Origin of the sequence: Frankia sp. AgKG'84/4, assembly GCF_023242965.2 — a bacterium.
GTDB lineage: Bacteria > Actinomycetota > Actinomycetes > Frankiales > Frankiaceae > Frankia.
The window spans coordinates 1-10,276 of sequence record NZ_JALKFU020000148.1 but is presented as its reverse complement, the minus strand read 5'-3'; the positions used below and the strand labels follow the sequence as shown (position 1 = coordinate 10,276).

At 69.4% G+C, this 10,276-nt stretch carries 11 protein-coding genes and 2 pseudogenes; 9 read left to right on the top strand and 4 right to left on the bottom strand.

Annotated elements, in window-relative coordinates; genetic code table 11:
• The first annotated feature begins 362 nt into the window (after positions 1-362).
• Positions 363-1,310, top strand: a complete 948-nt coding sequence (locus MXD58_RS11820; protein ID WP_308301949.1) for an ISAs1 family transposase — start codon at positions 363-365, stop codon at positions 1,308-1,310.
• Positions 1,311-1,337: 27 nt separating this feature from the next.
• On the opposite strand, the gene MXD58_RS11815 is transcribed toward MXD58_RS11820, so the two are convergent.
• The 3 genes from MXD58_RS11815 to MXD58_RS11805 form a co-directional block, all read right to left on the bottom strand.
• Positions 1,338-1,922: a sensor domain-containing protein gene (locus tag MXD58_RS11815; protein ID WP_250609309.1), complete on the bottom strand. Its 585-nt coding sequence runs from the start codon at positions 1,920-1,922 to the stop codon at positions 1,338-1,340.
• A 105-nt stretch (positions 1,923-2,027) separates the two neighbouring features.
• Positions 2,028-2,300 carry a chorismate mutase family protein gene (locus MXD58_RS11810; RefSeq protein WP_248837450.1) on the bottom strand — a complete coding sequence of 91 codons (273 nt, stop codon included), beginning with the start codon at positions 2,298-2,300 and terminating at the stop codon, positions 2,028-2,030.
• 207 nt (positions 2,301-2,507) lie between these two features.
• Positions 2,508-3,278 (bottom strand): 4'-phosphopantetheinyl transferase family protein, encoded by a 771-nt coding sequence (locus tag MXD58_RS11805; RefSeq protein ID WP_248837449.1) that lies wholly within the window; start codon positions 3,276-3,278, stop codon positions 2,508-2,510.
• 296 nt (positions 3,279-3,574) lie between these two features.
• On the opposite strand from MXD58_RS11805, the gene MXD58_RS11800 reads away from it, so the two are divergent.
• From MXD58_RS11800 to ppk2, 5 genes and pseudogenes are all read left to right on the top strand, one after another.
• The gene (locus tag MXD58_RS11800) at positions 3,575-3,745 is read left to right on the top strand and encodes a hypothetical protein (protein WP_248837448.1); all 171 of its coding nucleotides are present in this window, start codon (positions 3,575-3,577) and stop codon (positions 3,743-3,745) included.
• Between the two features lie 213 nt (positions 3,746-3,958).
• A pseudogene (locus MXD58_RS31095) lies at positions 3,959-4,225 on the top strand (IS3 family transposase); the annotation flags it as partial.
• 83 nt (positions 4,226-4,308) lie between these two features.
• A pseudogene (locus MXD58_RS30270) lies at positions 4,309-4,506 on the top strand (DDE-type integrase/transposase/recombinase); the annotation flags it as partial.
• 291 nt (positions 4,507-4,797) lie between these two features.
• Positions 4,798-4,938 (top strand): hypothetical protein, encoded by a 141-nt coding sequence (locus MXD58_RS11790; RefSeq protein WP_248837447.1) that lies wholly within the window; start codon positions 4,798-4,800, stop codon positions 4,936-4,938.
• 612 nt (positions 4,939-5,550) lie between these two features.
• A complete protein-coding gene (gene ppk2 / locus MXD58_RS11785) occupies positions 5,551-6,384 on the top strand; it encodes a polyphosphate kinase 2 (protein ID WP_248837446.1) in 834 nt (277 codons plus the stop codon).
• Positions 6,385-6,887: 503 nt separating this feature from the next.
• On the opposite strand, the gene MXD58_RS11780 is transcribed toward ppk2, so the two are convergent.
• Positions 6,888-7,802: an aldo/keto reductase gene (locus MXD58_RS11780; RefSeq protein WP_248837445.1), complete on the bottom strand. Its 915-nt coding sequence runs from the start codon at positions 7,800-7,802 to the stop codon at positions 6,888-6,890.
• Between the two features lie 77 nt (positions 7,803-7,879).
• On the opposite strand from MXD58_RS11780, the gene MXD58_RS11775 reads away from it, so the two are divergent.
• From MXD58_RS11775 to MXD58_RS11760, 3 genes are all read left to right on the top strand, one after another.
• Positions 7,880-8,851: a LysR family transcriptional regulator gene (locus MXD58_RS11775; RefSeq protein ID WP_248837444.1), complete on the top strand. Its 972-nt coding sequence runs from the start codon at positions 7,880-7,882 to the stop codon at positions 8,849-8,851.
• A 180-nt stretch (positions 8,852-9,031) separates the two neighbouring features.
• Positions 9,032-9,487 (top strand): hypothetical protein, encoded by a 456-nt coding sequence (locus MXD58_RS11765; RefSeq protein WP_248837443.1) that lies wholly within the window; start codon positions 9,032-9,034, stop codon positions 9,485-9,487.
• Positions 9,488-9,821: 334 nt separating this feature from the next.
• Positions 9,822-10,181 carry a nuclear transport factor 2 family protein gene (locus MXD58_RS11760; RefSeq protein WP_248837442.1) on the top strand — a complete coding sequence of 120 codons (360 nt, stop codon included), beginning with the start codon at positions 9,822-9,824 and terminating at the stop codon, positions 10,179-10,181.
• Positions 10,182-10,276 lie beyond the last annotated feature (95 nt).

Below are 10,276 nucleotides of genomic sequence, written 5' to 3'. Positions count from 1 at the left end.
CCCGACACCGTGTGGATCAACCAGCCAGTACCAAGCCAACCAACCGAAGATCCACTGTCTCATTTGACTTGACACCTACCGTCTCTCCAACTCGACCTGCTCCGCGGACCTCCCCGGCTTCTTCTCCGGCCCACGAGCCGTCGCCGGTCTCCCACCCAGCGCGCCCGCGTCGCGAGCCCGCGCCCACTCCAGCACATGAGACGAGAACAAACCCTCCCGCCGTAGGACCGCGCCTTTCTCACCATGCGGCGCGTTCTCATACTCGGCGAGAATCCGCAGCTTGTACGCCGTACTGAACACCCGCCGCGACGGACGCGGCGCCGGATCACGCCCCGACGACCCACCCGGACGATCTAGCGACTCTGACTCCACAAGCACAAGGATCTCCGATCACGCCCCCTGTAGCCAACCCGCACCCAACGGGTGTCTCACCCGAGACTGGCACAGAGGGCGACGCCGACGCGCTGGACACGGTGCTGGGAGCGTGGGCCGCCGCGGTGACCAGCCCAGAGGCGGGGACGCGGCGGCGGGTCGCGGTCGATGGCAAGACTCTGCGGGGCTCCCGCACCGGCGAGGTCGCGGGTCGGCATCTACTCGCAGCCCTCGACCATCACACCGGTGTCGTGCTCGGCCAGGTCGCGGTGGACGCGAAGACGAACGAGATCCCCGCGCTGTCCATCCTGCTCGCCGACCTCGACCTGACCGGCGTGATCGTCACGGCGGATGCGTTGCATACCCAGACCGAGACCGCCCGCTGGCTGGTCGGCCGCGGAGCGCACTACGTCCTGACGGTCAAAGCGAACCAGCCCAGCCTGTATGCCCAGCTCGCGGCCCTGCCCTGGGGCCAGGTGACGACGACCGCGCGCACCGTGGAGCGTGGCCACGGCCGCCGCGAGCGGCGAACCGTGAAAGCCACCGAGGTCCGCGCCGGGCTCCTGTTCCCGTACGCCGTGCAGGCGATGCGGATCACCCGCCGACGCCAGCCACTCACCGGCGGACCCACCGAGACCGAGGTCGCTTACCTCATCACCAGCCTGCCGACGCATCACGCCAGCCCAACCCGGCTCGCCGCGATGGTCCGGGAGCACTGGCTGATCGAGAACCGGCTGCACTGGGTCCGCGACGTCACCTTCGGTGAGGACCTCAGTCAGGTGCGGACCGGCAACACGCCCCAGGTCATGGCCAGCCTACGCAACCTCGCGATCACGATCCCGCGCCTGACCGGCGTCACGAACATCGCCGCAGGGATTCGTCACCACGCACGCCGCCCCGAACGACCATTAGAAGCAATCATGAAGCTTGCTTGCTAACCGACAACTATGCCGAGGCCCTGGTGCTCAGGGCCGGTCGGCGGCGAAGCGGCGCACGGCGGCGCGCTGCCATTCGGTGATCCGCACAACCACCCAGGGAAGCACGAAGAATGCCACCACCCCGGCGAGGAAGTGCAGGGTCACCGCGCCTACCGGGGTTGGCCCACCCCAGGCGGGGTCGGGGTAGGGCGCCCAGCCCCAGATCGGGTAGGTGAGATTCCGGGCGGACACGATCACCCAGCCGATCGTGATCGCGAAGGACAGCGTCGTCAGCACGATGTTGACGAAGAGGAAGGCGAGAGCGCCGGGAACGCGGCGGGAGCCGCGCGCCACGAGGTGCTCGTCGAAGAAGATCCGCAGCCGCATGCGCTCGAAGGCGGGACCTGCCGACGCGGCGAACACGATCGCCGCGAGCAGCACCAGTGGACCCGCCTTCGCGTGGCCACTGTCGTAGGCGGCCTTCATCGCGTACTGCAGGGTCAGGATCAGACCGGCGAACAGCGGTATCAGCAGCGCGTACAGCAGGTGGCGCCAGGTCTCACCGCGAAACGGAAGCGTCAGTAGGCGCCAGGGACCGACCCGCGGCCTCGTGCGGGTCGGCCGGGACTGCATGGTGGCGCGGTCATTGGACACAATGCATTTTTCCCTTGTTCTGGGCATCAAGGTAAGCAAACTCGAAACTTCGCCCCGCGGGCGGTCGGTGCTCGCCGGGACGGCTCAGGCCCCGCCTTCCCCCGCCTTCGCCGAGCGGGCCAGCAGGAGCAGGTGCAGCGCGATCGGGGCGCCGCTGCGGCCCAGGGCTGTGCAGTACCGACTCACCACCTCGTTTTCCTGGGTCGGCTGCAGTTCGCCCAGACCCGCGAGTCGGCGCAGGGTCCGCAGCTGCCCGGCGGTCTCCTGACGCTGGCGGACCAGGTCGATAATGTCCTGGTCGATCGCGCGCAGCCGCTGACTGCGCTCGGCGATTCGCGCGGGGTCGTTCGAAGCCATGTCGCGCCTCCTTCGGATGTCCCTGACGGGCATCGGTTACGCGGGGTAATCGGTAACGGGGACATTCAGCTAGCGCTATGTCGTCCGCGTCCAGTCGGCGGCATCCTCATCCATGATGCCGCTTTGACCTGATCACGCCGCCTCCCTTTTCGGAAGGTTCGAGCCCGTCACCATACTAGGAACCTACCGAGCGAGGCTTTTCTTTCGTTATCGCATCCGTTCGGCCAGCATGTCGGCACCCGATCCGAGGATCAGGGCAGCCGTGTCCGCGCCCTGGACAGCCAGGGCGCCCAGGCAACCATCCACCCGCGGCAGCTCGACCAGGGCGATCCGCGGGTGTGCGCCCGGCTCGTCATCGGCCCAGCCGACGACCGCCGGCGCCTGGCCCGCGGCGCTGACCGTCAGGGAGTCCATCGGCCGGTTCAACCCCTCGCCGGTTGCCTTGAGCACCGCCTCCTTGCGGGTCCACAGCGTCAGACAGGCGCCTGCCTGCCGATCGCTCGCCAAGGACTCAACGGCGGACCGCTCCGCGGGGGTGAGAACCATCTCGTACTCCACCGGGATGCCCGGCTCCGCGGGGGCGACGTAGCGCTCCACGTCCACGCCCAGGGGATGGCCATGCGTGACCGCCACGGCGACCAGACTCACGGAGTGCGAGATCGACAGCTCCCAGCCCGCCGCGGCGCCCACCGGCGTCGGCTTGCCGTGCGAACCACCACAGCCGGGGCAGCGGGTGTGGAGGGCGACGTCACTGGCGGGGATACCCGCCAGCAGGCCCAGCGCGGCGCGGGCCAGGACCCGGCCCGTGACGAAGAGCCCGAGTTCCTGCTCGCGCAGGAACTCGGCGGCTCGCGACTGCTCCGCGTCATCGAGCAACCCCAGATACCGCTCGGGACACGACAGTCGTCTCGACAGCCAGACATGGCAGGTCACCGCGCGTGCGCCAACAAAGGGCAGCGCCCTCGCAGGAAGGCTCATGGCAGTCATCGGCGGCCCCTCCACACTCCCCTTCGTCATACCTGCTCACCTCCTCCAGGCGGAGGGCCACGCGACCCCACCGCACCGATTCTCGCATTTCGGCGGCCTCAGCAACGGGTTGGAAAACCTCCGAACAAACGGAGGGAAACCTCCCGCGGAGACTCCCTCCTGCACTAACGCCACGAAGCACAGACGATAACGAGGCGAAGCCCTCGGTACCTAAGGTCAGTTCCAGACCGGGCGCCGAGCCACCGGCGCCCAGGACCGGGAACGTGCCACGAAGGGAATCACCCGCGATGACGAACATCTGGGGCGAGCGCCTCCGTACCACCGGCCGGCCGACCGCCGCAGCTCAGACCACCGCAGCTCAGGCCATGATGCGTCTCGGTAACAACAAGGGCTGGGACGTGTTGTCGACCAACCTAATCCCGGCCGCGACTGCCGCCGCCGGAGAGGACTGGGGCTGAACCAGGTCCTTGGCCTGGATGCACCGAAGAAGGCGGCGGCCTTCCGGGGAACAGCTTTAATGGCCGATAACTGGCTGTAGTTTTCGGTGGGTGTGGCTGTACTTGAAGTTGACCCGATTCTGTTCACGCCTGGACTCTTTGAGATAATGGTCTCAGGGAGGACTACAGGTGTCGAGCTCAAAACCGCCGCACACGGAGGAGTTCCGCCGACAGATGGTGGATCTTGTCCGGGCCGGCCGGCTGCCGAGGAACTCGCGAAGGAATACAGCCCGTCGGGGCGGTCGATCCGTCACTGGGTGCGGGAAGCCTCCCGCCAGGACGACACCCGAACGGACGAGATCAACGCCGCCGAGCGCGACGGCGTCCCGAGCCACCTACGGCGCCCCACGCGTGCACGCCGACCAGGCCGCCGCCGGCGTCCAGGTCAGCCGCAAGCGCGTCGCCCGGCTGATGAAGCAGGCTGGCCTGTACGGAGTCCACCGCCACCGCCGGGTCAGCCTGACCCGCCGGGACCGGGCCGCGCACCTGCCCCCCGACCTGGTCAACCGCGACTTCAGCGCCCCGCCCCGAACCAGGTCTGGACCGCCGACGTCACCTACATCCCGACCGGCCAGGGCTGGCTCTACCTCGCCGTCGTCCTCGACCTGTACGCCCGGCGCATCGTCGGCTGGTCCATGTCCGCCGACCAGAAAACCCCCACCGAAGCGATGAAAAACCAGCTACTCTCAATTCAACAGGCCGGTGTTGCGACGACCGGTTGAATTCGGTCAGGACACGTCCCGGGAATTCGCGAAGATCTGCGAGAGACATCAGGTGCGGCGATCCGTCGGATCCTCTGGTGATTGCTATGGCTGCGAGCATCATGTTGTCGCTGCCACGCTGGTCTGACTCTTGCTGTGACCGGCCCTTCGGGTGCCCTTGCGTTGACCTGTCGGCTGGCGTGGCGGCGGCCCTGGACCGCTGGCCGGGCGGGCAGTGACCTGATAGAAGCCTGATCACAACAGCGTCTCATCGCAGTCCTGTCCGCCCGCCCGACCAGCGGGATGTGACCGGTGATCTGTGAGGAGATCAGCCAGCCGATGTCCGGCGTGATGCTTTCCCGCGACGATGTCATCGTCGGTGTCGACACCCACAACGATCAGCATGTTGCCGTTCTACTCGACGGCTCGGGGGCCGTCTCGCGGATCTGCTGATCCCGGCAACCCCGCCCGGCTTCGAGCTGCTACTCGCGTTCTGTCTGGCCCGCGCGCATTCTCCAGGGCGGCTTGTTGCTTTCGGGCACGAGGGAACAGGCTGGTTCGGGCCGTCTCCTTCTACGAGCGGGCGGGTTTCGTCTGACCGCGGCCGCGGAGATCCCTGGCGTGCGCCGTGTACTCGCAAGCGAAGGTGATCCTCTGACGCCCGCCCACCGGCTATGCACCGTCCTCACTCAGAGCCGCGAGCCAGGCCGAGACGTCAGCCCCCGGTGGCGGACATACCGACCGACCTTCCCCAGAGGCTTCGGCTCGGCTGAACCCATGCCCGCGGGGTCCCGGGACACCACAGCCGGTCGCTCACTGATCGGCGCTCACTGGCGCGCAGCCCTACAGCCAGTCGGGGTGTCCTGGGCCACCGGGCCTCGCGGAACTCATGACGGAGCTTGACGGTCGAGCGAGCAGGGCGATGGCCCGGTGGGGACCAGGGGCGTGTCCGAACTCTCCCATTTACGAGTTCCGACACGAGGATGGTGCACCAGTGAGCAGGCCGGATGGAATAATGGCGGACGGCAACGGACCAGCCCCTGCGGCCTCCCTCCTTGGACAGGTATGAGCGGACAAGTCAGACGCCGGACCGGCACCCGTGACGCCGCACCGCGGCTGAAGCGTGAGCTCTACGAGAAGGAACTCCTCCGGCTCCAGGCTGAGCTGGTGACCATGCAGGAGTGGATCCGCGCGACTGGCGGACGCCTGGTCGTGATATTCGAGGGCAGAGACGCCGCCGGGAAGGGCAGCGCCATCAAACGCGTCACCGAATATCTGAACCCGCGGGTCGCCCGGATCGTCGCCCTCCCGGTGCCAACGGAGCGGGAAAAAACTCAGTGGTACTTTCAGCGCTATATCGAGCAACTGCCCGCCGCCGGCGAGATCGTCCTGATGGACCGGTCGTGGTACAACCGCGCCGGCGTCGAGCGGGTCATGGGGTTCTGCACGCCAGCCGAGCACCGACGTTTCCTCGCGCAGTGCCCGGTGTTCGAGCGGCTCCTCATCGACGATGGCATCATGCTGCGCAAATACTGGTTCTCGGTCAGCGACGCCGAGCAGGACGACCGCTTCCGCGACCGGCTGGATGACCCGATGCGCCGCTGGAAGCTCTCACCGATGGACCTGGAGTCCATCCGCCGCTGGGAGGACTACTCCCGCGCCAAGGACGACATGTTCGTCCACACCGACACAACGGAATCGCCCTGGTTCGAGGTCGAGGCGGACGACAAGCGCCGAGCCCGCATAAACATGATCAGCCACCTGCTGTCGACCGTTCCGTACCAGGAGGTCGAGCGACCCCCGCTTGTCATGCCGGACCGGCCAAACGCCCAAAATTATGTCAGGCCACCCCGAGACCTCTACACGTGGGTGCCCGACCGCAGCCGCGACCTGGAATAGTCGGCGCTGTTGCGTTCAGATGAGGCGGGGCATGCCAGTGGTTTCGATCGGTGTCGTGTCGCCACCGGCTTCCGCACCGTCTACCGCCAAGGACGTCGTTCCTCCGCCCTCTGCCGGTGTGGTGGTGACGCCAGCGCCGTCTGCCGCCGTCGCGACGCCACTGCTTTCGGCAGGGGTGAAGACTCCGCCGCCTCCCCCGCCGACGCCGTGACTCGCCGCCTTCCAAGGCGTCGTGACCACGGCGTACGCGGAGCGAAGAGGCCGGTAAGGGTCACCGCGGAGCGCGCAGCCGGCCAGACACTCCTGGTCGCTCAGCAGTGGAGACGATGAGGCCGTGACCCGCAAGGTAGCGGTACACAGTCCTGGGACCTGAAACCAGGCGAGCCTGCGCCGCCGGCCCGTCGGCGAACGCGCCGTGGCCTGACCCGTCTACCGCCGATGGGCAACACCACCTCGGCGTTCAGCTCAGTGACCGCCGTGGGACAACCGGTCGGCGCGCTCCGCTACGCCGGTGCGGTGCGGGTGAGGTTGTGGGCGGCGAAGGAGCGGCGGTCGCCGGCCCAGGCGCCGCGGGGGGCGATCTCGTCGAGGCGGCGCAGGTCGGCGGCGGACAGGTTGACCCGCGCGGCGGCGGCGTTCTCCGCCAGGCGGGTCACCCGACGGGTACCGGGGATCGGCACGACGCGTGGGCTCTGAGCGAGCAGCCAGGCGAGGGCCAGCTGGCCGACGGTCGCGTCGTGGTCGGCGGCCAGTTCGCGCAGCGCGTCGACCACGACGAGGTTCGCCGTCAGGTGCGGGCCGGCGAAGCGCGGGTCGGTGGCGCGGAAGTCGCCGTCGGCGGTGGCGCCGGCCGGCAAGGCGCCGGTGAGCATGCCGCGGCCGAGGGGGCTGTAGGGCACCAGTCCGATGCCGAGTCGGTCGGCGGCGGGGATGACGTCGTCCTCGGGCTCGCGCCACATGATCGACCACTCGAACTGCACGGCGGCGATCGGATGCACGGCCGCGGCCTGTTCGAGCTGGCCGACGTTGACCTCGGACAGGCCGAGGTGGCGCACCTTGCCGGCGGTGACCAGCTCCGCCATGGCGCCGACGGTGTCGGCGACGGGCACCGCGGGGTCGACCCGGTGCAGGTAGTACAGGTCGATCGTGTCGACGCCCAGGCGACGCAGGGAGGCGTCGCAGAAGCCGGCGACGTGCTCCGGACGGCCGTCGAGATGGACGCCGTCATCGTCTCGCACGATGCCGAACTTGCTGGCGAGCAGGACCTCGTCGCGCCGGCCGTGGATCGCCGCGCCGATCAGGGTCTCGTTGTGCCCCGAACCGTAGCTCTGGGCCGTGTCGAGCATCGTGACGCCGAGGTCGAGGGCCCGGCGGATGAGCGCGGTGGATTCCGCGTCGTCCGCCCGTGGTAGGTCCACGTTGAGAGTGCGCGGGGGGAGATCAGCCGTCCAACACTCGCTTGCGCTGCCCACCATCTCGAATCACGATGGCACCGGTGGAGCTACGGCAACTGGTCTACTTCGATGCGATCGTCCGGCACGGGGGATTCACCCGGGCCTCGGCGGCGCTGCGCGTCGCGCAGTCGGCACTGTCCGCGCAGATCCTGCGGCTGGAGAAGGAGCTCGGGGTCGGCCTGCTGATCCGCGGTAACCGGCAGCTCTCCCTCACCCCGGCCGGACGGCTCCTGCTCGACCGGGCCCGGCGGGTCCTCGGCGAGCTCGACGCCGCCCGTGCGGAACTCGCCGACCTGACGTCGACGGTGCACGGCCAGCTCGCGCTCGGCGCGACGCTGGTGCTCGGGTCGATCGACCTGCCGGTGACGCTCGCCCGACTGCACGCCGAGCATCCCGGCATCTCGGTGACACTGCGCACCGGCCTGATCGTCGACCTGCTCGACGCGCTCGATGCCGGCGCGGTCGATCTGGTGGTGGGACCCATCCACGACGATCTGCCGGCGCGCTTGCGCGCCGAGGCGATGGTCGCCGAGCACGTGCTGCTGGTGACGCCGCCGGACCATCGGCTGCGGCACCGGCCGGTGGTGCGTCTCGCCGAGGTGCGTGACGAGGCCTTCGTCTGCCTGCGGGCCGGCAGCGGTCTGCGCGCGATCCTCACCGGCGCGGCGGCCGCGGCCGGCTTCGCGGCGCGCGTCCCGTTCGTGGTGGACTCCCCGCGCGCCATCCGGGAGTTCGTCAGCGTCGGGCTCGGCGTCGCGATCCTGGCGAGTTCCGCCGCCCTGGCCCCCGGGCCGCCGGTGGGAACCCACCGCCTCGACCCGTCTCCGCCGCATCCGCCGTTCGGCCTCCTGCACCACCGCGACCACCGGCTCACCCCGGCCAGCCGGACTTTCCGCGACTACCTGCGGCGTGCCGTCACTGCCGGCGGGCGGGAAGACGCTGGTTCGCTCGACGAGCCGACAGCAGTACGCTCGAGTACCGAAACACCGCGATCCTCGTCGGCCAAGCTGTGAGCGCCCTCCTCGACGAAGGCCCCAGCCTGGGACGACCCCTCGTCGACCGAATCAAGGGCTCACGACTGCACAACCTCAAGGAGCTCAGGCCCGCTGCGCCAACTCGTCCTCGACGCTCCCGGCAGCTACAGCTGGCATGACGCCGCCGATCCCGAGCTGACCGCACCGGAGCAGGCAATCGTGCGTCCGATCGCTGTCGCCTGCTGTGACCTCGACGTCGCGGTCGCCCGGGTTCCTCGCCGATCTCGTCTCGGTCCCGTACGCCGACGCCATGCTGCTCCCACTGCCGCGACCCTGAACCCGGTCGCGGTGGCGTCGCTGTCGGACAACATTCCCGATGGGTGGCGCACGGTCGGCCCCTACGCCCACGAACTCGCCGCACTCGACCAGCCCGACCGTCGCGTGCTGGTCACCGGCGGCCTGTCCGTCGGGGTGTACGCCGCCGCGTTCGCCACCGCGTTCGCCACCGCCCTCGGCGCGCACGTCGACTACGTCGACACCGACCGCAACGCCTCGCCGCCGCCGAGCGGTTCGGCGCCAACCCGGTCGATGCCACACTGCCCGACCCGAAAGCGGACCCGTACCCGGTCACCGTCAGCACGTCAGCCAGCCCGGCCAGCCTCGCCGCGACGCTGAAGGCGACCTGGCCCTACGGCGTCTGCACCGACACCTGGATCTACTACGGCGACACCTTCGACCTGCCGATCTTCGACCTCTACGGCACCGGCATCCGCTTCGTCACCGGACGCGCCAACGCTCGCGCCGACATCCCCCACGTCCTCGGCCTTCTCGCCACGGGGCCCGACCTGCGACCAGCCGTGGAAACCGTCGCCGACTGGGAATCCGCACCGCGGACCTGGGCCGCCCTGCGCGCCAAGACCGTCCTCACCCGCGCTTAGGGGACGGCGGGGCGCACCCGTTCCGCTCGCGGGAGCGAAGGACTGTCGGTGCTCGTCGCTACCGTGCACGCATGGGTCACGTTGAGGAGCAACTGCTACGGCTGAAGTCGGCGGCGCTCGAGGCCACGACCCGCCGCGACGGCGGTTTCTACGACCGCTACCTGGCCGCCGACGCCATCGCGATCACCCCCTACGGCGTCTTCGGCAAGGAGGCGATCGTGGCGCAGATGTCGTCGTCGGCGTCCGCCTTCGCGAGCACCGGCACTGACGACGTCCGCGCGTTCGTACTGTCGGAGACGAGCGGTGTCGTCACCTACCGGGCGCACTACCCGTCGGGTGACGTGATGGTGACGACGGCCTACCGGCTCGAGGCCGGCGGCTGGAAAGGCGTGGTGTACCAGCAGACCCCGGTACCGGCGGATCAGCCATAGAACCAGCCGGACCGGGCGAGGGGGGGGGGGGGGGGGGGGGGGGGGGGGGGGGGGGGGGGGGGGGGGGGGGGGGGGGGGGGGGGGGGGGGGGGGGG

Coding starts and splice junctions, on each gene's coding strand:
- MXD58_RS11815 (WP_250609309.1), bottom strand. CDS start 1,922: ATGCAGTCCCGGCCGACCCGCACGAGGCCGCGGGTCGGTCCCTGGCGC.
- MXD58_RS11810 (WP_248837450.1), bottom strand. CDS start 2,300: ATGGCTTCGAACGACCCCGCGCGAATCGCCGAGCGCAGTCAGCGGCTG.
- MXD58_RS11805 (WP_248837449.1), bottom strand. CDS start 3,278: ATGAGCCTTCCTGCGAGGGCGCTGCCCTTTGTTGGCGCACGCGCGGTG.
- MXD58_RS11800 (WP_248837448.1), top strand. CDS start 3,575: ATGACGAACATCTGGGGCGAGCGCCTCCGTACCACCGGCCGGCCGACC.
- ppk2 (WP_248837446.1), top strand. CDS start 5,551: ATGAGCGGACAAGTCAGACGCCGGACCGGCACCCGTGACGCCGCACCG.
- MXD58_RS11760 (WP_248837442.1), top strand. CDS start 9,822: ATGGGTCACGTTGAGGAGCAACTGCTACGGCTGAAGTCGGCGGCGCTC.